The sequence below is a fragment of the Aliivibrio salmonicida LFI1238 genome (assembly GCF_000196495.1).
Lineage (GTDB): Bacteria > Pseudomonadota > Gammaproteobacteria > Enterobacterales > Vibrionaceae > Aliivibrio > Aliivibrio salmonicida.
In genome coordinates, this window is the sequence record NC_011313.1 from 223,825 (window position 1) to 244,430 (window position 20,606).

Sequence of the window (20,606 nt, forward strand, 5' to 3'; positions counted from 1 at the left end):
TGATTAATTCGTAATGTTAGCCCAATTCAAATCAACAATACGTTCATCCGCAATGTAATAAATCACATCGCCTGGCGATAGTATGGTTTCTAGACTTGGGTTAATTTTACACCCTTCATTATTTGTCTGTATGGCAATAATGATGGCTTCATACTGCTTCTTAAATGGCGTATACACCGATTCAATCGTAAATGGCGTGATGTCGCTCGGTATCTCAATTGAGTATTGAGTCTGACCTTCATGCGCACTCACCAACTCAGAATGAATAAAGCTTGAGCCTTTATCCATCACAGACTTCGCAACTAATTCTGTCGACAATGACGAAATACACTCTGAATTTGGGCAATATTTATGCAGTAAATCTCGTTTGATTGGGTCTTCAAAATGCGCGACTAAGTGTGCTTCGCTGTTTTGCTCTGCAACAAATAAGCTCACCGTTAATGTCACATCGTCTAAATCGGTATCGACAATCACCGCACTGGCTTTTGATAAATTAGAACGCTCCATTTCAACCGCATCAGTAAACGAGTTAACGCGCACAAAATGGATATCAGAATCAAAAGGAGACTCTTCATACTCACAAGAGACAACCACCACTTCTCGTCGGCCTTGCTCTTCTCTTCTTAACATTTGAACAAGGTGAGGCGTTCGCCCACTGTTTATTCCAATAACGATAATGTGATTTTCTAAGTTCAAGTTTCGTCTCCCTCTTCTGTTTGTACGCCAAAAATCGGTAAAAAATACCGCGGCACGTCCCACTGACAACGCAAATAAACCAACACCGCATGGAATAATAAACAGTGCTGAAAATAAACGACCATAATCCGTTGTTGGACTTAAATCTCCATAACCGACGGTACTGCTTGTCGTGACAATGTAGTAAAAAAACTGGATAAATTGTCGGTTAACTGGGGTTCATTTGCATACGATAACCCTAACCAACTTAATAGTGCGTAACTGATAAGAAGAAACATCAGTGTGTACATATTAATCGCCATAAAATGCTTATTAATCAAGTTATTAATGACTTTTAATATTGCGTGCATATCCATCTCCCTTCTATTTCGTTTCCATGAAAATTTTAAGCCAATACTGACTTAAAAAAACAAGACAGTGTAACTGACTAAAAAATTAACGTACACCTTCCAGTTTTAATAGCGCGTCTTTAATATCTAGGCCACCCGCATAGCCCGTTAAACTGCCATTTTTACCAATAACACGATGGCAAGGCACGATAATTGAAATCGGATTTTTACCATTAGCGCCACCTACCGCTTGAGAGGCTTTAGGGTTGCCGACTGCAATAGCGAGATCTTTATAACACCAGGTTTCACCATAAGGAATGGTCGTTAATGCCTGCCATACCTTGTTTTGAAATTCTGTGCCATTTGCCGCTAATGGGATCGAGAACTCACGACGTTCACCATTGAAGTATTCGGTTAACTGGCTAATAGTGAGTTGCAAAATTGGATGCTCATCGTCTTGCACTCCAAAGTCACTAAGTGTTCTTGCGTGACTTTCATACCACACACCCAGTAGACCATCGTCATTACCATTGACCGTGATCAGGCCTATTGGACTATCAAATTGCGTATATACATTCATTTTATTATTCCTCTTCTTCACACGCTTCATCAAAACAACATTCATCTTGTAAAAAACCAATCACTGACGTCAGTTTCTCATATTCAGCCACACAAAAAAGGGTACGACCTTCACGGCGTTGTGAAATTAGCCCCGCAGACGCTAAACCGGACACATGATGAGACAACGTAGAACCCGGAATATCCAATTTCTCTTGAAGTCCGCCAACCGCAATACCTTTGTATCCTGCTCTCACCACACTTTTATAAATAGCCAAACGTGTAGGATGACCTAGCTCTTTCAATGCTTTAGCGACAATCTCGATGTCCATAGTTTGATCCTCTTTAAATTTAAAGGTAAGGAATTTGAATGTTGCTGAGTTAGCATTGGCCCGTCTAAAAAAGCCAATTTCACCATCGCTGTTTTTTTAAAAGGTATCGAAAATATAATTATCGGGGATTTTATAACTGTTTTAGCCCTATTTCATGAGTTTTAGATACACTTATCCTACAAACCTTATTATGCTGCCCTCAATTCTGACTGAACTATCGCATGGGTGACTAAATCATTGACCGAATTTCCGACTCGGAAATTCGTAAACACCAGACGACTTTCACATAAAATACATTCGTACGGATCTACTTTTACATATCCTTTTAACATTGCGGCATACCCTGGCATTTTCGGCTCAGCTTCTATTGTCATACCTAAAGCTGCATAAACTCTAGGCAGAGCTTCTCCACGACGACGCATTGATAAAAAACCGTAGTATCGGATCATCTTGAAATGTTTATCAGGATAGTGCTCTACTATCCGTCTTATCATCTCTTCTGGTGATAATGTTAGGCTGTCTGTTGTTCCTGTTCGATGGTCTAAATAATTAAACGTTATCATTCCGCCTTTGGCGTAATGACTTAAACGTGACGCTGAAATCGGGGGCCGTTTTAAATACCGACCAAGATAGTTCATCGTCGGTTTTACATTATTTGTCTTTTTAGCAAAATGAAGCTTCCAACGACGATTATATTGACTGCTTAAAAAGCGTGACCAATCCGTTTTATTACGGATATAGGGGCATTCTTCGCTTGATAAATCAAGCTCATAATAAGCCTTACCCAATAAACTGACGATAGCCGCTCTCCAACAAGGCTCTGTCGTTTTCATTTGGAAGTAAATGGGTTTCCATAAACCGGTACGTTCACAAATTCCCCCACGAGTGACCGATAAATGTAAGTGCGTATTCCAATTCAGTTTTCGACCGTAAGTATGAAGAGCACAAAAGATACCGACATCTATTCCTTTATCTTTTGCCCATCCCAGCAGAATGTTTGCAGCACATTTGAATAATTTATTTAACAGCCAACGGTTATGACGAAAGATAGGCCATAGCGTGTTTGGAAGGGTAAAGGTGATGTGTTGATATTCGCATTCAGGGAAGACATGTTGTTGCTTTTGTATCCATCGCTCTGTGGCTTTCATGCCACAGCTACTGCACGCTCGAGATTTACAGGTTTGGTGAATATATTTGATATGGGTACAGTCAGGGTTGCAACAATGATATTCGCGAGAGCCAAAAGCCGCTGTCCCACAGGACAGCATCTTTGTGACATTTTCAATCACGACCGCTCTTAGGTTAGCTTTGTTATTATGAAGAAATTTAAGCCAGTTATTTTGACTATTAAATAATTGTTTCAGGGGTTTATATGCGTGCATGGCGATAGGATAAACGATTTATTGGCAACAATGGAAGAGGTTGAGTCCTTTTGATTTGCGCCGTAGGCGCCTATTGTTCTCAGATCACGACAAAAAGGTTATTGGTGCGAGTTATTCAGCAAAAATCAAACGTGAAACGACACAGAACGCCCTACAAGACGCTTTTAATGAATTAGTGAGCCAATGTATCAAGCCAACACAAAAAGCCGTTGCTAATCTATCAGGTAAATCATTAAGAACAGTTGAACGCAATTGGTCAAAAATAGAAAAATAGCTTTTTTAGTTATCCACAATTTAATGTTTTTCAGGACTCAAATTGTTAATAATTTTACCCGTCATTAGGTGGTATCAGGTTATCCCCCGATAGGGTGTCTTGTTTTAGTGGGTTTAAGGATTGTTCATTTAGAGAGAATTATTCTCAAAGAGAGTGAGCGTTACAAAATCGTTCTATTCGTCCCTAATCTCTCCCGTATCGACAAACAAAGGTCAAAAGACGGTTTAGCAGGAAAAGAAATAAAAACCCTTTAAAATCGTCATATGAGGCTTTTATATCTAAAACTAATTATCACTATCAAAAAGGTATCACACGGTGCTATCAGGTTATCCCCGAAATATTGAGGTAAAATTATGATTGTTAATTCACCAGAAAGCACAGATCGAGCTATGGAGCTTATTTTCGAGCTTTTAGAAGATTATGAAGCCAACATCAAGGCTATACACGAATTAGCCGATAAAATAGAGGTTTATGAAGCCACTGCGCCAGAATTGGCAGACTTCAACAATCGTATGGCAAAACTTGACGAACTTGAAAAATTGGCGAAATGATGACCGATTATATTAATGATATGTTAAAAAACCAGTTTTTAAAGCGTGTTTATGTTTTATTATGATAAATGGGCATATTATCACCAAAAACGGTATTTTCAGCCTTTTCCTATTTGTGTATGTTAGAAAACTAATTTTTAAACAGCCCTAAAACGATAAATCAAAAATGACCCTAAAATAAATCGAAAATGATTTATCAATAAATCGAAAAAGATCTATGTTGCATTTTAAATTAAATCAAAAAAGATTCGACACAGTTCAAAAAAGATTTACACTATGTATATACCATTAAAAAAGGAAAAACATTATGGAAAATGAACTGAAATTATTAAAAATCGTTTTAAAAGCAGATTTAACAAAAGTTGAATTGAAAATCGTTGTATACCTACTAAATACAGGCGATAAGACGGTAAAACTAACAAATCCAGAAATGGCTTGCGCCTGCGGCATATTACCAGCCAATTTTAGACGAGCATTAAAAAAACTTGAAGAAAATCAAGTTGTTGGGCGTAGAAAAGATGGTATTTATATTCGTTCTATCAATTCTTGGAAAGCTTCAAAATAGTCATATTATTTGACATATATTTTTAATATGTCAAATAATATAAAAAGGTTAGAAAACCACTTTTTAAAGCCATTATAAGGAGCTAAATAATGATAGATTTTAAACACGACACGGTTAAGCTACATATAGCATTTGAAATAAAGAATGATTGCTATGTAAAAGTTACAAAATTAAATGAAGAAAAAAACAAAATGCTTCAAGATTTTATTGATGAAATTGAAATGAGAAAAGATACCGATTGGGATCTTGGCTTAGAGTTTCAAAATAGAATAATGCCTAAAATGGCATCTTTTGGCGGTCAGATTTCAGGACTTACAAGAATTGTAAAAAGTGAACTCGCTAAATATGTTTTAGGCGTTTTAGTAGATAATAATAAAAATTATTTTCAACAATTCACAACAATGAATTTTTTAGTATTCTCAAAATATTTCTTGGAAACATCACCAACCAACAAATCAATTTTACAATTTATTGATAATTCTATTGATTGGAAAACTAAAAACATCAACAATCCAAAGTTTGCCAGAAAAGAAAAATTCATTGAATATTTAGATAAATTGGATGTAGATAAAAGCGGTCATTTTTGGGGTGACTGGTTTAATGAAGAATATTCAAAATATCGTGAATTGGTTCAACGAGACAGCGCAAACGCTCGTGAAAATGTACGATTAATAAAAGAATCTATTAAATAAATATTTATATGTGTTGTATATTAATATGTTAAATGGGTAATACTCTAAAATAAGGATTGGGCTGTGGCGTTTTTAACGGATGATGAATTAAAATGTATGGGGTTTAAAAGCCTTGGTAAGTCGGTAAAAATTAGTGATAAAGCATCAATATACAATTGTAATGAAATTGAATTGGGTGATCACTCTAGAATTGATGATTTTTGTGTAGTATCAGGAAAGGTTAAAATAGGTAGAAATGTTCACTTCGCTACACACTGCTTAGTTGCAGGTGGTGAAGAAGGGTTAATATTTGATGATTTTTCTGGTTTAGCTTATAGCTGTCAAATCTTCACCCGTACTGATGATTATAGTGGTAGTAGCATGACCAACCCTACAGTTCCTGATAAATATAAGTTTGTAGTAAAAAAAGAAATGAGGGTGGGTAGGCATGCAATTGTCGGAGCTGGCTCTATTATTTTACCTGGTGTTAATTTAGCAGAAGGAACATCAATAGGTGCTTTGTCCTTAGTTAGGAAAAGTACACAGCCTTGGAGTATATATTTAGGTAATCCAGCTAAAAAGTTAAAGGATAGAAAAAAGGATTTACTGAAACTTGAAGAATTGTATTTAATTGAGGCATTATAATTTTACATAACACCTGTTAATGTACAGTTTAAAAAAGATCATTTAATGGTCTTTTTCTGTTAATTGCTATGTTAGAAAACCAGTTTTCAAACACTTGGCTTGATTATATTTTAATACATGATTAACTGATATACGAGTAAATAAAAAAGTTGGATTTTACACTTACGACAGGTCAATAAAAATAAGAAACAGACTACCAACGACTCTAAAATCTAAGTTTCTCATCGCTACGCTTGAGTAAACTTTAATTTTAGGTTGGCAATTGCATTGAGCTTAAAGACAAGGAGATCCAAACGCTAACGGAGAAATAGCAAATGAAAAAACAACGTTTATATCATTCACAATTTAACCATCACGGTTTTAGAAAAACCAAAGGTGCAAAATCAAGAGCGCACAGCTTACGTGCTGAAAACACACTTTTAAAACTCTATAAAGAACCGATCAAATTAAAAGATATTTGTTCTCCTGAACTAATTAAAAATAATCTTGTTTGGATTGATGGTAAAAAAGTTAATTCGCTGAATGGCGATCAACTTTTTGACACAATCACAAAATCGCTGGAAGTAGAGAAAAAAGAATATTTAGAAAAAATAAATAATGCTTATACGGATTCTGATAAAGCTAAATTGTCAGATAAAAGAGCAAAAGCAAAAACTTCATTAAAAAGATATGCTGATGGTTCTGATGATTTAGAAAAAGATTTTTGGATTAACTTAAAACAAAAATTAGGCAATGAAGAAATTGATCCCGAAAACGAAATTCTTGACTTAAAAAAAACTACTGATGGAAAGATAAAAAGGTTTAATCAAAAAATTAAACGTATTCAAGAATTGAAAGATTACAATTCACTTGTTGGTGTAAAATCAAGAAATACAGCTTATACAATATTTTCAAAAGAAATATTATACAAAATCCCTGATGATACAGAATTAAGTATTAAGCCAATGGATTTTGCAAACTTTGCAAACTCAATGAACAAAAAACTTTTTCCAGATTTTAAAGTAAATTATTTATTAGTTCAAGGTAAGGAATTTGAATGTTGCTGAGTTAGCATTGGCCCGTCTAAAAAAGCCAATTTCACCATCGCTGTTTTTTTAAAAGGTATCGAAAATATAATTATCGGGGATTTTATAACTGTTTTAGCCCTATTTCATGAGTTTTAGATACACTTATCCTACAAACCTTATTATGCTGCCCTCAATTCTGACTGAACTATCGCATGGGTGACTAAATCATTGACCGAATTTCCGACTCGGAAATTCGTAAACACCAGACGACTTTCACATAAAATACATTCGTACGGATCTACTTTTACATATCCTTTTAACATTGCGGCATACCCTGGCATTTTCGGCTCAGCTTCTATTGTCATACCTAAAGCTGCATAAACTCTAGGCAGAGCTTCTCCACGACGACGCATTGATAAAAAACCGTAGTATCGGATCATCTTGAAATGTTTATCAGGATAGTGCTCTACTATCCGTCTTATCATCTCTTCTGGTGATAATGTTAGGCTGTCTGTTGTTCCTGTTCGATGGTCTAAATAATTAAACGTTATCATTCCGCCTTTGGCGTAATGACTTAAACGTGACGCTGAAATCGGGGGCCGTTTTAAATACCGACCAAGATAGTTCATCGTCGGTTTTACATTATTTGTCTTTTTAGCAAAATGAAGCTTCCAACGACGATTATATTGACTGCTTAAAAAGCGTGACCAATCCGTTTTATTACGGATATAGGGGCATTCTTCGCTTGATAAATCAAGCTCATAATAAGCCTTACCCAATAAACTGACGATAGCCGCTCTCCAACAAGGCTCTGTCGTTTTCATTTGGAAGTAAATGGGTTTCCATAAACCGGTACGTTCACAAATTCCCCCACGAGTGACCGATAAATGTAAGTGCGTATTCCAATTCAGTTTTCGACCGTAAGTATGAAGAGCACAAAAGATACCGACATCTATTCCTTTATCTTTTGCCCATCCCAGCAGAATGTTTGCAGCACATTTGAATAATTTATTTAACAGCCAACGGTTATGACGAAAGATAGGCCATAGCGTGTTTGGAAGGGTAAAGGTGATGTGTTGATATTCGCATTCAGGGAAGACATGTTGTTGCTTTTGTATCCATCGCTCTGTGGCTTTCATGCCACAGCTACTGCACGCTCGAGATTTACAGGTTTGGTGAATATATTTGATATGGGTACAGTCAGGGTTGCAACAATGATATTCGCGAGAGCCAAAAGCCGCTGTCCCACAGGACAGCATCTTTGTGACATTTTCAATCACGACCGCTCTTAGGTTAGCTTTGTTATTATGAAGAAATTTAAGCCAGTTATTTTGACTATTAAATAATTGTTTCAGGGGTTTATATGCGTGCATGGCGATAGGATAAACGATTTATTGGCAACAATGGAAGAGGTTGAGTCCTTTTGATTTGCGCCGTAGGCGCCTATTGTTCGTGTGTCCTGCACTCCCTGTGAATGGACGTACGGTCTACAACGGTCATTTATTTGTATTTGGTGAGTTATTAAGTGATTCAGGAATGCGAAATCACCCAGTCACACCAATGATGGATTCAAACATTGTTCGTTTAATGGATGGTCAATCTAAAGGGACATCAGGTCTAGTTAATTTCCAAACGATAGAGCAGGGTGTTGATGTAACAATAGCTCGTTTTGATGAGCTAAAAACACAAGGTCATACCTATGCGGTGGTGGATGCATTTACTACAGAGCATCTTGTTACTCTAGGCCAAGCCGCTAAATCATTTAAGCTAATTACTGGCGGGTCTGGTTTAGCTGCTGGGATTGCCAAAAACTGGGTTGAGAATTTAACGGATCAAAGTGATGCCAAGCAAAAAGGCTATCCGGCGAAGGCTCCAACTGTAGTGTTCTCAGGCTCATGTTCTGTAATGACTAATCAGCAAGTGAGTATCTATAAAGAGAAAGCCCCTCATCTTTCGATTGATGTAAAAGCGTGTCTAACCAATAAACAATACGTAAATGATGTCTTTGATTGGGTAATGACAAACAACCACGCAGAGTTGGCTCCCTTAGTGTATGCAACAGCAGATACTGCAACATTAAAGGCGATTCAAAAAGAATTCGGGGCTCATGCTTCAAGTCACGCGGTAGAGCAATTCTTTAGTGAGTTAGCCATTCAATTGCAATCGCATGGGGTGAAGAACTTTATTGTTGCAGGTGGTGAAACCTCTGGTGTTGTGACACAAAGCCTTGCCGTTAAAGGATTTCATATTGGTCCTCAAATCGCTCCCGACGTGCCATGGGTAAAATCTCTTGATGGCACATTATCGTTGGCTTTGAAATCTGGAAACTTCGGAGATGAAAACTTCTTCGCTAAAGCACAAGGATTTTTCTTATGACAGAACAACAACTCAGAGACCAAATGGTTGAGTTAGCTCGCTCTATGTTTGAGCGAGGCTATGCAACGGGTGGTGCTGGTAATTTATCGCTCAAATTACCTAATGGTCATTTTCTTGCTACGCCAACAGGATCATCATTTGGTCGTTTAGTGGCAGAAGATCTGTCAGTGGTGGATGTGGATGGTAATCATATTTCAGGGAAAAAACCGTCAAAAGAAGTGGCATTTCACTTAGCTATTTATCGTAATAGTTTGCAATGTAATGCGATAGTCCACTTACATTCTACCTATTTAACGGCGCTTTCCTGTTTAGAAGGGTTAGATCCTGAGAATGCGATTCAACCATTTACCCCTTATTACGTGATGAGAATTGGTCAGCTACCAGTGATCCCGTATTTACGTCCGGGAGAGCCTAAAATTGCAGAAGAATTAGCAAAAAGAGCGAGTGATTACCGATCGTTCTTACTGGCAAATCATGGCCCAGTAGTGACAGGAACTGATTTTGTTGATGCTGTAGATAATGCTGAAGAGCTAGAAGAAACAGCAAAGTTAGCTTTTTTATTAAAAGACAAAGTGATTCGTTACCTTACAGATAAAGAAGTTGATGATTTAAAAGGGAGAGGAAAGTAATGGCCAAATTTGCAGCAAATCTCACGATGTTATTTACAGAAGTCGATTTTTTGGAACGATTTGAAAAAGCCCACAGCGCAGGTTTTAAAGCGGTAGAGTATTTATTTCCATACGCATTTGAAGCAGAAGCACTGGCTGAAAAAATGCAGATGTTTGGTTTTGAACAAGCACTTTTTAATATGCCTCCAGGTGATTGGGATGCTGGTGAACGTGGTTTTGCTGCTATTCCGGGTCGTGAAGATGAATTCAAGCAGAGTGTTGATGCCGCGTTATTGTACGCAGAAGTATTGAACTGTCGAAAAGTTCACGCAATGTCTGGCCTTATCGATACGAATTACACTCGTGAGCAACAGACGGTAACATTTATTTCAAATATTCGTTATGCGGCAGATAAGTTTGCAGAGCATGGCATTCAATTGATGATTGAACCGCTAAATAGCCGTGATGTCCCCCATTATTTTGTCGCTCATCAACGTGAAGCGGTAGATCTAATTAAACAAATAGATCGCCCAAATGTGAAATTGCAATTGGATCTTTACCATGCACAAATCATGGATGGCGATTTAAGTACATTAATAAAAGAAGTCGCTCCATTTATCGGCCATGTTCAAATTGCATCAGTACCAGAAAGACATGAACCATCAGAAGGTGAGCTAAATTATCCACACTTATTTACGGTGTTGGATGAGTGTGGTTATCAAGATTGGATCGGATGTGAATACAACCCAAGAAATACAACAGAAGAAGGATTAGGTTGGGTAAAACCTTACTTATAACCTTTTCAAACGATAAAAATAAAGCAAATAGCAGTGATTTATTAATAGCCGATAAATCACTGAACCCTACACAACAATACAATAAGAAACAAAAGGAATGAGACAATGGACGGAGCATTAATTGGTATCGTAATTGGCATTTTAGCCATGATGGGAATGATGGGAATGATAATAAAAACACGAATTCCTGTCGCATTAGCAATGATAATTGCAAGTATCATTATGGGGTTATTCGCAGGAATGGCACCAACAGAATTAATTAACTCAATTCAAGCGGGCTTTGGTGGTGTACTCGGTGGTATCGGTCTTATCATTGCGTTTGGTGTGATTATGGGGGCGTGTTTTGAACGCTCTGGTGCCGCGGTACGAATGGCAAAAACGTTTGTAAAACTGTGTGGTAAAGGCCGCGAAGATCTTGCGTTAGGTTTTACCGGTGTGCTTGTCGCCATTCCTGTTTTTTGTGATTCTGCTTATATTATTTTGCATTCTCTTGTTCGCGCAATTTCACGAGATACGGGTAAATCGGCTGTGGGGCTTGGTGTGACGTTAGCACTTGGTCTTCTTATTACTCATGCTCTTGTGCCGCCAACGCCTGGACCTGTCGCGGTTGCTGGAATTCTAGGTGTTGATCTTGGTGTTTACATGATGTGGGGTTTGATTGTTTCAATCCCAATGATGTTACTTTCAATGATTTATATTCGTCGAGTAGGTAAAGAATATTATCGTGTACCAAATGGTGATATGTGGATAACAAATCAAGCCGATTGGGCAAATCTTGAGAAAGTAAAAGAAACTGACGACAAAGAACTGCCAAGTAACTTCTTATCTTTTGGTCCAATTTTAATTCCGATTGCATTGATCTTAGTGAATACCATCATCGGAAAAGGCGACTCAATGCCGTATCAGGTACTTGAGTTACTTGGCAACCCAGTTGTTGCTGTTGGCCTTGGTGTATTGATGGCGCTTTATGGGTTAACTCGTCATATCGAACGTAAAGATATGGTTGGTTCCATGGATGACGCATTATCTACTACGGGGTTAATTCTGATTGTTACTGGCTGTGGTGGCGCGATGGGAGCGGTATTAAAAGCATCAGGTGCAGGGCCACAAGTGGCTGAGGCGATTGCAAGCAGTGGTATTCCTCCTCTACTTGTTCCTTTAGCTATCGCTTCGATGTTACGAATTATCCAAGGTTCGGCGACAGCATCTATGATGGTTGCGGCGACAATGACCTTACCATTAGTTGAAACACTGGGTCTTGATCCTGTGTTTGTTGCTCTGGCTTGTGCTGTTGGTCCCGTTGGATTTTCACACTTGAACGATTCATACTTTCATATTATCAACCGTACATTAGGGATTACTGAACTTGCAGACCAAATCAAAATCTGGTCAGTTTCTTCTACGATAGCGTGGGCGATTGGTGCAAGTATCATCATGATATTGAATCTTGTGTTTGGTAAAGGGGGGACAATGATTGATCCATTGGTTCCATTCGGAGTACTAGCCGTAATTATGTTCTGGTTAAAAGCAAAAGAAAAAAATCAAGTAAAGATGGCAACTATTAATTAAACGATAAGCTTTATTTATAAAGCTATTATAAAAAATCCGGATCATTCAGTGGGTGATCCGGATTTTTATTTAGCAATTATAAATAAGAGTAAACTTATTTATTTTGTGCAGCAATGTGAGTTGCAATTGCATCCATTAGTGCTGGAGATAGGCAATCGTAAGTAGGAAGGCCTAATTCTTCAAAGCGAGCACGGATAGCATCCATGTCTTTAGGATCAGTGCCTGTTTCGATAATAGATGAAACAAATGCCGCGAATTGTGGCGCAGAGAAACCTGCATCTTCAGACAATTCAGTGTGAACGAAATCTAAACCAAAGAATGGGTGATCTTGGTTATCAATACGGCCGTACATGTGAGTACCACATTCTTTACAAGCGTGACGTTTGATTGTTGCTGCTTCATCAATAACAACTAATTTTTCTGCGTTCGCAATGACTTCAACGTTATCACGTGAAATTACCGCTACTTGAGAGAAGATAGCACCTTCAGGTTTCCAGCATTTAGAACAGCCACAAGCGTGGTTATGTGCAGTTTGTGCCGTCAGTTTTACTGCTACTTTATTTTCTTTACATTGGCAGTGTAATGTTCCGCCTTGGAAGTTTTCGTCTGTAGCTGAAAAACCGTTATCAATTGCTGGGTGTAGTGTTGTAATAGTCATTTTATTTCTCTTAATTAATTTTAAAATTTTAGTTATTTGTTTATTCAAGCAGCTTGTAGCCATGGAAATCTCTTAATTTATTTAGATAGTTTGATTATTTGATTGCTCAAACGATGGGAGGCATTTTTCGCCTTTTTTGCTTCGGACACAATTAGAGAAATAGTAATTTATTATTACTGTTTTGTAATAATCAACATTGCTGGCCTTTTCATTGTTACTTATTTGTTATTTTTACTTAGTGGGGTTTATCGTATCTAATTGATATTTAATATCAATTTGTTGTTTCATATGATGACGTCATTTTTTCTGTATTTGATACTTTTAGTTGATATATTATTTTTTAATAAGACAAAAATAAATATTTCCGATCCAATTAGTGCTATTAAGTAACATTATTATTTTGATTTTTTGTACGAATTAGAGTCACTAAGTCATCGTAACTATCAAATAGTAGGGTTTTAATTAACATTCCTTTTTTTTAAAAAAAACAATACATAGCAGGATGAAAGAGTGGGTATTTATAGAAATCATGATTCATATCTAGTTTTTGATAGGTTTTATAAATCACAGCTATAAGTACAATCGATTATCTCTTATTCTCTTAAGTGGTTACTCTATACCCATAGATTATTAAAGGGTAAAGAGATGGCGAAGAGTGCGTTAGTAGTTGAAGGCGGTGCAATGCGTGGTATTTTTGCTAGCGGCGTACTGGATATCTTCATGAAAAATGAATTTATGCCTTATGATTTTGCTATTGGAGTGTCAGCGGGAGCGTCTAACTTATTAGGTTACCTTGCACATTATCCTCAACGCAGCTTTCATGTGATTACCAAGCTTGCTACTCATAAACGCTTTTTTAATCTTCCTCGGTTTGCGCGAGGAGGTGATCTTGTTGATGTTCGATGGTTAATTGATGAGTCAAATACACGACATCCTTTGGATTTTGAACGTTTGTTTTCTTCTATTCCTTTGTATGCTGCCGTTACTAATATTGACAGTGGCAATGCGGATTACTATCAAGTAAAAAAAGAGAATGTGGATGACGTATTAGAAGCAACGACTGCGCTTCCTATCGCCTACAAGTCGACGCCTTGTTTCTCTGGTGGTTGTTATACTGATGGTGGTGTAGCGGACTCTATTCCGGTGAAAGAAGCGTATCGAAGAGGGGCGAGAGACATTACGGTCATTTTATCTCATCCACTCAGTTATGAAATGAAACCAACACGATCACCTTGGTTAATGACCAAGTTATTAGCTCGATACCCTCAAATAGCACAAGCTATGTTAGTACGAGCAGAAAATTATAATCAATCACTGGAGTTTATTCGTAACCCTCCAGAAGGAACGACGATTCGAGTGATCGCACCACCAGAAGATTTTGCGGTTAAGCGTCTTTCCATGAAATATCCTACACTGGTTGCAGGGTATGAAATGGGCGTATCTGCCGGTTTACATCATTTGTCCAGCCGTGATGGTACTTTCGGGTTGGACAGTGAAAATTGTCACTTTTGTATTTAGCACCACCTTTATTAATCGCTTTACTGTGTACTTTTATAATAATACTAAGGAATGAGTAATGAGTAAGAAATTAACGACAGCAGCAGGTTGCCCTGTTGCACATAACCAAAATGTTCAAACTGCGGGTAAACGTGGTCCTCAACTTCTGCAAGATGTTTGGTTTTTAGAAAAACTGGCGCATTTTGATCGTGAAGTTATTCCTGAGCGTCGTATGCACGCAAAAGGTTCAGGTGCTTATGGTACGTTTACGGTTACTCATGACATTACCAAATACACAAAAGCAAAAATATTTTCAGACATTGGCAAAAAAACAGACATGTTTGCGCGTTTCTCTACCGTTGCGGGTGAACGTGGCGCGGCAGATGCTGAGCGTGATATCCGTGGTTTCTCTCTGAAGTTTTACACTGAAGAAGGTAACTGGGATTTAGCGGGTAACAATACCCCGGTGTTTTTCTTACGTGATCCATTGAAATTCCCTGATTTAAACCACGCAGTAAAACGTGATCCTCGCACAAATATGCGAAGCGCGAAAAATAACTGGGATTTCTGGACGTCATTACCAGAAGCACTGCACCAAGTAACTATCGTGATGAGTGACCGTGGTATTCCTGCGACATACCGACATATGCATGGTTTTGGTAGCCACACATTCAGCTTTATCAATAGCGATAACGAACGTTATTGGGTGAAATTCCACTTTGTCTCTCAACAAGGCATTAAAAACCTATCAGATGCAGAAGCGGGCGAATTAGTCGGTAATGATCGTGAAAGTCATCAACGTGACTTGCTAGACAGTATTGATAACCAAGACTTCCCTAAATGGACATTGAAAGTACAAATCATGCCAGAAGCAGATGCGGCAACAGTACCTTACAACCCATTTGATTTAACCAAAGTATGGCCACACAAAGATTACCCATTAATTGAAGTGGGTGAATTTGAGCTAAACCGCAATCCACAAAACTATTTCGCAGAAGTAGAACAAGCGGCGTTTAACCCTGCAAATGTGGTTCCGGGTATCAGCTTCTCTCCTGATAAAATGCTACAAGGTCGTTTGTTTGCGTATGGTGATGCCCAGCGTTACCGTTTAGGCGTTAACCACCAGCACATCCCAGTGAACGCACCTCGTTGTCCTGTACATAGTTACCACCGTGATGGCGCAATGCGTGTTGATGGCAACTTCGGTAGCACATTAGGTTATGAACCAAATGACCAAGGTCAATGGGCAGAACAACCAGATTTCTCTGAGCCACCACTAAATTTAGATGGCGCAGCAGCACATTGGGATCACCGTGAAGATGAAGATTACTTCTCACAACCGGGTGACTTGTTCGGATTAATGACCGCTGAAAAACAAGCAATTTTGTTTGATAACACAGCACGTAACCTAAATGGTGTGCCAAAAGAGATTCAACTACGTCACGTAACTCATTGTTATAAAGCTGATCCAGCGTACGGTGAAGGTATTGGTAAACTACTTGGTTTCGATATCAGTGAATATAATTCGTAATTAATCGCGAATTATAATAAGTAAATATGCTTAAGGCAGATGACGATAATCGTTGTCTGCCTTTTTTGTTTAAATATACAGAGACTTAAAAACCACAAAAACTGTCCGTATTTGTATCGATAGACCTCCGCTATACTCCCCGCATTATTATAAGCCGCTAAGGCAAATACTCATTGCTCTGGATTTACGATCCAGCCTCGCAAAAAAGGAAAGTTACCCATGTCTCAATATATCGTTTGTGCGTTATACAAATTTGTTTCATTAGAAGATTACACCGAAATACGTCAGCCATTAACGCAAGTGATGGAAGACAATCAGATCAGAGGTACGTTACTTTTGGCAAGTGAAGGTATTAATGGCACCGTTGCTGGCTCTCGCAAAGCAATTGATACGTTGCTAACTTGGTTCAAAGAAGATTCACGTTTAGCGGATGTAGTTTATAAAGAATCAATCAATGACGTTCAACCTTTCAATCGTACCAAAGTGAAATTGAAAAAAGAAATCGTCACCATGGGCGTAGAAGGTATCGATCCTCTTCATGTGGTGGGCACGTATGTAAAACCAGCCGATTGGAATGCACTTATTTCTGATCCTGACGTGCTATTGGTTGATACTCGTAACGATTATGAAGTGGATATCGGTACATTCAAATACGCTGTTAACCCAAAGACAGAGACATTCCGCGATTTTCCTCAATATGTGGCTGAAAATTTAGACCCAGCAAAGCATAAAAAAGTAGCGATGTTCTGTACGGGGGGGATTCGTTGTGAAAAATCGACGGCTTACATGAAAGAGCAGGGATTTGATGAGGTGTACCATCTTGAAGGTGGAATACTAAAGTACCTTGAAGAAGTACCAGAAGAAAACAGCTTATGGGAAGGCGATTGTTATGTGTTTGATGGTCGAGTTGCCGTCAATCATCAACTAGAGAAAAGTCATTATGATGTGTGTAATGCGTGCCGCTTACCGATCACAGACGAAGATAAGCAGTCAGACTCTTTTGAGAAAGGCGTAAGTTGTCCTAAATGTATTGACCAACATACCGAAGAGCAAAAATCTCGTTTCCGTGAGCGTGAAAAACAAGTGCAGTTGGCTAATGAAAGAGGGGAAACTCACGTTGGTGGTGACGCTGCAAAATTGATTGAGCAACGTAAACAAGAAAAGAAAGAGAAGAAGCAGCAACAGAGATCATCTAAGTAAGAAGAATGCAGTATTGATCCAAAATGAATGTGAAACATAAATAATGAACTGACTCGAAAGAATATAATAGGCTTTCATTTGACTCATTATTAGATGGAAAGCAGATAACAAATGCGTGAATAAACCGTTTATTTGTGTCTGATTTTATCGCCAATTCATCAATCCTTGCTAATTTTATAAACGAAAGTGAGGCGTTAATCGCCTCGCTTTTATTGTTTATAGACAAGGATGAAATATGACAAATACAATAAAAATCAATTCGCTTACCATTGCCTTTGTTGGCGCATTATCCTCAATGGGAGTACAAGCGCATGGCTGGGTTGAATACCCAAGTGCGAGGCAAAACACCTGTTATCTTGATGGTGGGTTTTGGGATAACACCATTCCAAATCAAGCGTGTCAGTCTGCGTTTGATGAATCTGGTGCATTCCCCTTTGTTCAACGTAATGAAGTGGCGGCCAATGTTCCTAATTATAAAGACATGGCACATGTTCAAGCCATTGTTCGTGATGGTAATTTATGTTCCGCAGGAGATAAGGCCAAATCAGGGTTGAATATGGGATCAACGCATTGGCAAAAAACGGCCATTACGTTAGATGAGAATAACCAACTTGAACTCGTCTTTAATGCCACCGCCCCCCATAACCCTTCTTACTGGCAATTCTATTTATCTAACGTAAATTATGATCCAACCGTTCCGCTTACTTGGGGTGATCTCGATGTCGTCGATACGGCAGGAGATATTATTGTTGGAGACGATAAAAAATACCGCATTAAAATTACTCTCCCAGCAGACCGTGCCGATTCAGCCGTGCTCTACACTCGTTGGCAACGTGAAGATGCCGCAGGCGAAGGATTTTATAACTGCAGTGATATCGCCTTTGATGGAGCTGGAACGACGCCTCCCGGGCCTATAGATCCTGTTGAGCCACCGCCACAATATTCCGATCTAGGCTATTACATTGGTCAAGGATTTGGTCCTGTAGAATCTGGAGACTCGGTAAGGTTTAGAACTTTTGATGCAACAGGCGCAGAGACAACAGACATTAGCTTAGCGATAACCGTAAATAACACAGCAACATGGTCGGCAGAGTTAGCTGGTCAGTTTAATCAGTTGAAAAATAAAGCATGGTTTATTGGTATTTGGCATCAAGAGATGAACCATTATATGTATGACACCATTAATATTTATGCGAATCGAGTATTTGCTCCTAAGGCAAATCTAAGTTATCAACTGTCGCTAATTAAAGCCGACATCACTCCTCCCGTTGAGCCACCAGTCGAACCAACGAATCAATGGGATAAAAATAATGCTTATCAGGCGAGGGAGAGCGTGACACATCAAGGAGGAACATGGGTTGCTCAGTGGTGGACAAAAGGTGAAGAGCCGGGAAAAACAGGCGAATGGGGAGTATGGCGATAACCCTTTACGACTAATTATAATATAAATAGAAGCCCTAGATTATTCTGGGGCTTTTTTTATTGTGTATTAAAACGTCATATCTCTCGACAATGTGATCAAGATCTCTGTATAATCCGCGGCTAGATTTTCTCATTCATCATACTTTCGTCCTTCATCTTGTGGCCCTCTAATTAGCCCAATAATGACTTGTCAGTAAACCCTAGGAATTACTTCGTTGATACAATCAAACAACATCACAATGCAATTTGGCGCAGAGCCTTTATTTGAAAATATTTCAGCTAAATTTGGCAACGGCAACCGTTACGGTTTGATCGGTGCGAATGGGTGCGGAAAATCAACGTTCATGAAGATTCTAAGTGGTGAATTAACTCCTAGTTCAGGCAACGTATCAATGACGCCAGGACAAAAATTAGGCGTGTTGAGCCAAGATCAATTTGCGTTTGAAAAATACAGTGTAATTGATGTTGTGATCATGGGTGACAAGAAATTATGGGAAATCAAACAAGAGCGTGAGCGCATCTATTCACTACCAGAAATGAGTGAAGAAGATGGTATGAAGGTTGCTGAACTTGAAAGTGAATTCGCAGAAATGGACGGTTACAGCGCAGAAAGCCGTGCTGGTGACATTCTATTACAAGCCGGTATTGATGAAGAACTTCATTATGGCTTAATGCAACAAGTTGCTCCAGGTTGGAAACTGCGTGTGTTACTAGCACAAGCATTGTTCGCAAACCCAGATATCTTGCTACTTGATGAACCAACCAACAACTTGGACATTAATACGATTAACTGGCTAGCTGGTGAGCTTAATCAACGTAAATGTACAATGATCATTATCTCGCATGATAGACACTTCCTAAACTCTGTATGTACTCATATGGCAGACATTGATTACGGCGAACTTCGTGTTTATCCAGGTAACTACGAATACTTCCTTGAAGCGTCTAGTTTGATCCGTGAGCAACTACTTTCTGGTAACGCGAAGAAAGCAGCAGAGATCAGTGAACTGCAAGATTTCGTAAACCGTTTTGGTGCGAACGCATCTAAAGCGAAGCAAGCAAGTTCTCGTGCAAAGAAAATGGACAAAATCTCGCTAGATGAAGTGAAATCATCAAGCCGTATGAGCCCATCAATTAACTTCGGTGAAGGCAAGAAATTGCACCGCCAAGCACTTGAATTGAAAGATTTAGGCCACGGTTTTGAAGAAGACGTATTATTTGAAGGCGGTAACCTACTTCTTGAAGCGGGTACTCGTCTGGCTATCATCGGCGAAAATGGTGTGGGTAAAACGACATTGTTACGTTGTTTAGTTAACGACCTTGAGCAAAATGAAGGCATCGTTAAATGGTCTGAAAATGCGACCTTTGGTTACTGTCCACAAGACAGTACGGCTGATTTTGATAACGATTTAAGCATCTTTGATTGGATTTCACAGTGGCGTACAGTGAAACACGATGACTTGATGGTTCGCGGTATTTTGGGCCGTCTACTGTTTACAGCGGATGATACAAATAAACAAGCGAAAAACTGTTCTGGTGGTGAGAAAAACCGTCTATTGTTTGGCAAGTTAATGATGCTAGAAATCAACGTACTTGTTATGGACGAACCAACCAACCACATGGATATGGAAGCGATTGAAGCGCTAAACGAAGCATTAAAAGTGTACACAGGCACATTAATCTTTGTAAGCCATGACCGTGAGTTTGTTTCTTCTCTAGCGACTCAAATCATTGACGTTACAGGTAAGAAACTGGTTAACTTCCAAGGTACTTATAACGAGTACCTAGATCATAAAAACAGAATGCATGTAGCTTAATTTTAATTAACGTTACTTAGCAAAAAAAGCGCGAGACTGATGATATCAGCTCGCGCTTTTTTATTTTTAGTACTTTATTAAACGCTAAATCTACACTAGTAATTCAGTAAGCGTGCGGGGA

General features: G+C 38.6%; 20 protein-coding genes and 2 pseudogenes. 15 read left to right on the top strand and 7 right to left on the bottom strand.

All coding sequences use genetic code 11. From position 1 onward, the window contains the following. Window positions 1-3 precede the first annotated feature (3 nt). The 5 genes and pseudogenes from VSAL_RS17150 to VSAL_RS17165 all read right to left on the bottom strand — a co-directional run bounded on the left by VSAL_RS17150 (window position 4) and on the right by VSAL_RS17165 (window position 3,297). Window positions 4-696 (bottom strand): NAD-binding protein, encoded by a 693-nt coding sequence (locus VSAL_RS17150; protein WP_049940442.1) that lies wholly within the window; start codon window positions 694-696, stop codon window positions 4-6. A 96-nt stretch (window positions 697-792) separates the two neighbouring features. Then, a pseudogene (locus tag VSAL_RS24285) lies at window positions 793-894 on the bottom strand (ion channel); the annotation flags it as partial. A 237-nt stretch (window positions 895-1,131) separates the two neighbouring features. Next, window positions 1,132-1,605 (bottom strand): methylated-DNA--[protein]-cysteine S-methyltransferase, encoded by a 474-nt coding sequence (locus tag VSAL_RS17155; RefSeq protein WP_012551590.1) that lies wholly within the window; start codon window positions 1,603-1,605, stop codon window positions 1,132-1,134. Window positions 1,606-1,609: 4 nt separating this feature from the next. Next, on the bottom strand, window positions 1,610-1,915 hold the full coding sequence (locus VSAL_RS17160; protein WP_012551591.1) for an ArsR/SmtB family transcription factor: 306 nt from the start codon (window positions 1,913-1,915) through the stop codon (window positions 1,610-1,612). Between the two features lie 188 nt (window positions 1,916-2,103). Further along, a complete protein-coding gene (locus tag VSAL_RS17165) occupies window positions 2,104-3,297 on the bottom strand; it encodes an IS91-like element ISVsa9 family transposase (RefSeq protein ID WP_012548955.1) in 1,194 nt (397 codons plus the stop codon). A gap of 73 nt (window positions 3,298-3,370) precedes the next feature. Between VSAL_RS17165 and VSAL_RS17170 the strand changes: the two genes are divergently transcribed. The 6 genes from VSAL_RS17170 to VSAL_RS17195 all read left to right on the top strand — a co-directional run bounded on the left by VSAL_RS17170 (window position 3,371) and on the right by VSAL_RS17195 (window position 7,049). Further along, window positions 3,371-3,571 carry a hypothetical protein gene (locus tag VSAL_RS17170; protein ID WP_044583535.1) on the top strand — a complete coding sequence of 67 codons (201 nt, stop codon included), beginning with the start codon at window positions 3,371-3,373 and terminating at the stop codon, window positions 3,569-3,571. 353 nt (window positions 3,572-3,924) lie between these two features. Beyond that, entirely contained in the window at window positions 3,925-4,122 is a 198-nt protein-coding gene (locus VSAL_RS17175) for a hypothetical protein (protein WP_012551592.1), read from the top strand. Between the two features lie 307 nt (window positions 4,123-4,429). Then, window positions 4,430-4,687, top strand: a complete 258-nt coding sequence (locus tag VSAL_RS17180) for a helix-turn-helix domain-containing protein (protein ID WP_012551593.1) — start codon at window positions 4,430-4,432, stop codon at window positions 4,685-4,687. An 89-nt stretch (window positions 4,688-4,776) separates the two neighbouring features. Further along, a complete protein-coding gene (locus VSAL_RS17185) occupies window positions 4,777-5,379 on the top strand; it encodes a hypothetical protein (RefSeq protein ID WP_012551594.1) in 603 nt (200 codons plus the stop codon). 63 nt (window positions 5,380-5,442) lie between these two features. Beyond that, window positions 5,443-6,003 carry an acyltransferase gene (locus VSAL_RS17190; RefSeq protein WP_012551595.1) on the top strand — a complete coding sequence of 187 codons (561 nt, stop codon included), beginning with the start codon at window positions 5,443-5,445 and terminating at the stop codon, window positions 6,001-6,003. Between the two features lie 314 nt (window positions 6,004-6,317). Continuing rightward, complete coding sequence (locus VSAL_RS17195; protein ID WP_044583536.1) at window positions 6,318-7,049, top strand: hypothetical protein; 732 nt, start codon at window positions 6,318-6,320, stop codon at window positions 7,047-7,049. Window positions 7,050-7,189: 140 nt separating this feature from the next. On the opposite strand, the gene VSAL_RS17200 is transcribed toward VSAL_RS17195, so the two are convergent. Continuing rightward, the gene (locus VSAL_RS17200; protein ID WP_012548955.1) at window positions 7,190-8,383 is read right to left on the bottom strand and encodes an IS91-like element ISVsa9 family transposase; all 1,194 of its coding nucleotides are present in this window, start codon (window positions 8,381-8,383) and stop codon (window positions 7,190-7,192) included. Window positions 8,384-8,462: 79 nt separating this feature from the next. On the opposite strand from VSAL_RS17200, the pseudogene otnK reads away from it, so the two are divergent. The 4 genes and pseudogenes from otnK to VSAL_RS17220 all read left to right on the top strand — a co-directional run. Continuing rightward, a pseudogene (gene otnK, locus VSAL_RS17205) lies at window positions 8,463-9,386 on the top strand (3-oxo-tetronate kinase); the annotation flags it as partial. Then, entirely contained in the window at window positions 9,383-10,015 is a 633-nt protein-coding gene (gene otnC / locus VSAL_RS17210; RefSeq protein WP_012551596.1) for a 3-oxo-tetronate 4-phosphate decarboxylase, read from the top strand. The pseudogene otnK and the gene otnC, both read left to right, overlap by 4 nt. After that, the gene (otnI, locus tag VSAL_RS17215) at window positions 10,015-10,791 is read left to right on the top strand and encodes a 2-oxo-tetronate isomerase (RefSeq protein WP_012551597.1); all 777 of its coding nucleotides are present in this window, start codon (window positions 10,015-10,017) and stop codon (window positions 10,789-10,791) included. Before otnC ends, otnI begins: the two co-directional genes overlap by 1 nt. 105 nt (window positions 10,792-10,896) lie before the next feature. After that, a complete protein-coding gene (locus VSAL_RS17220) occupies window positions 10,897-12,360 on the top strand; it encodes a GntP family permease (protein ID WP_012551598.1) in 1,464 nt (487 codons plus the stop codon). Window positions 12,361-12,454: 94 nt separating this feature from the next. Here the strand turns inward: VSAL_RS17220 and gfa are convergent, their stop codons facing one another. Next, window positions 12,455-13,018, bottom strand: coding sequence for an S-(hydroxymethyl)glutathione synthase (gfa, locus tag VSAL_RS17225; protein ID WP_012551599.1), 564 nt, complete (start codon window positions 13,016-13,018; stop codon window positions 12,455-12,457). 645 nt (window positions 13,019-13,663) lie between these two features. Here gfa and VSAL_RS17230 point away from each other — a divergent pair. From VSAL_RS17230 to VSAL_RS17250, 5 genes are all read left to right on the top strand, one after another. Further along, window positions 13,664-14,536, top strand: a complete 873-nt coding sequence (locus VSAL_RS17230; protein WP_012551600.1) for a patatin-like phospholipase family protein — start codon at window positions 13,664-13,666, stop codon at window positions 14,534-14,536. 58 nt (window positions 14,537-14,594) lie between these two features. Next, window positions 14,595-16,046: a catalase gene (locus tag VSAL_RS17235; RefSeq protein ID WP_012551601.1), complete on the top strand. Its 1,452-nt coding sequence runs from the start codon at window positions 14,595-14,597 to the stop codon at window positions 16,044-16,046. A 219-nt stretch (window positions 16,047-16,265) separates the two neighbouring features. Beyond that, window positions 16,266-17,246, top strand: coding sequence for an oxygen-dependent tRNA uridine(34) hydroxylase TrhO (gene trhO / locus VSAL_RS17240; protein WP_012551602.1), 981 nt, complete (start codon window positions 16,266-16,268; stop codon window positions 17,244-17,246). A gap of 235 nt (window positions 17,247-17,481) precedes the next feature. Further along, window positions 17,482-18,669, top strand: coding sequence for a lytic polysaccharide monooxygenase (locus VSAL_RS17245; RefSeq protein WP_012551603.1), 1,188 nt, complete (start codon window positions 17,482-17,484; stop codon window positions 18,667-18,669). A 214-nt stretch (window positions 18,670-18,883) separates the two neighbouring features. Beyond that, window positions 18,884-20,485 (top strand): ABC-F family ATPase, encoded by a 1,602-nt coding sequence (locus tag VSAL_RS17250; RefSeq protein WP_083198982.1) that lies wholly within the window; start codon window positions 18,884-18,886, stop codon window positions 20,483-20,485. The last annotated feature ends 121 nt before the right edge of the window (window positions 20,486-20,606 follow it).

Bases quoted from the DNA above. Each gene is read 5' to 3' on its own strand.
- VSAL_RS17175 (WP_012551592.1), top strand. From the start codon at position 3,925: ATGATTGTTAATTCACCAGAAAGCACAGATCGAGCTATGGAGCTTATT.
- VSAL_RS17230 (WP_012551600.1), top strand. From the start codon at position 13,664: ATGGCGAAGAGTGCGTTAGTAGTTGAAGGCGGTGCAATGCGTGGTATT.
- trhO (WP_012551602.1), top strand. From the start codon at position 16,266: ATGTCTCAATATATCGTTTGTGCGTTATACAAATTTGTTTCATTAGAA.
- VSAL_RS17195 (WP_044583536.1), top strand. From the start codon at position 6,318: ATGAAAAAACAACGTTTATATCATTCACAATTTAACCATCACGGTTTT.
- VSAL_RS17200 (WP_012548955.1), bottom strand. From the start codon at position 8,383: ATGCACGCATATAAACCCCTGAAACAATTATTTAATAGTCAAAATAAC.
- VSAL_RS17165 (WP_012548955.1), bottom strand. From the start codon at position 3,297: ATGCACGCATATAAACCCCTGAAACAATTATTTAATAGTCAAAATAAC.
- otnC (WP_012551596.1), top strand. From the start codon at position 9,383: ATGACAGAACAACAACTCAGAGACCAAATGGTTGAGTTAGCTCGCTCT.
- VSAL_RS17220 (WP_012551598.1), top strand. From the start codon at position 10,897: ATGGACGGAGCATTAATTGGTATCGTAATTGGCATTTTAGCCATGATG.
- VSAL_RS17235 (WP_012551601.1), top strand. From the start codon at position 14,595: ATGAGTAAGAAATTAACGACAGCAGCAGGTTGCCCTGTTGCACATAAC.
- VSAL_RS17245 (WP_012551603.1), top strand. From the start codon at position 17,482: ATGACAAATACAATAAAAATCAATTCGCTTACCATTGCCTTTGTTGGC.
- otnI (WP_012551597.1), top strand. From the start codon at position 10,015: ATGGCCAAATTTGCAGCAAATCTCACGATGTTATTTACAGAAGTCGAT.
- VSAL_RS17180 (WP_012551593.1), top strand. From the start codon at position 4,430: ATGGAAAATGAACTGAAATTATTAAAAATCGTTTTAAAAGCAGATTTA.
- gfa (WP_012551599.1), bottom strand. From the start codon at position 13,018: ATGACTATTACAACACTACACCCAGCAATTGATAACGGTTTTTCAGCT.
- VSAL_RS17160 (WP_012551591.1), bottom strand. From the start codon at position 1,915: ATGGACATCGAGATTGTCGCTAAAGCATTGAAAGAGCTAGGTCATCCT.
- VSAL_RS17155 (WP_012551590.1), bottom strand. From the start codon at position 1,605: ATGAATGTATATACGCAATTTGATAGTCCAATAGGCCTGATCACGGTC.
- VSAL_RS17185 (WP_012551594.1), top strand. From the start codon at position 4,777: ATGATAGATTTTAAACACGACACGGTTAAGCTACATATAGCATTTGAA.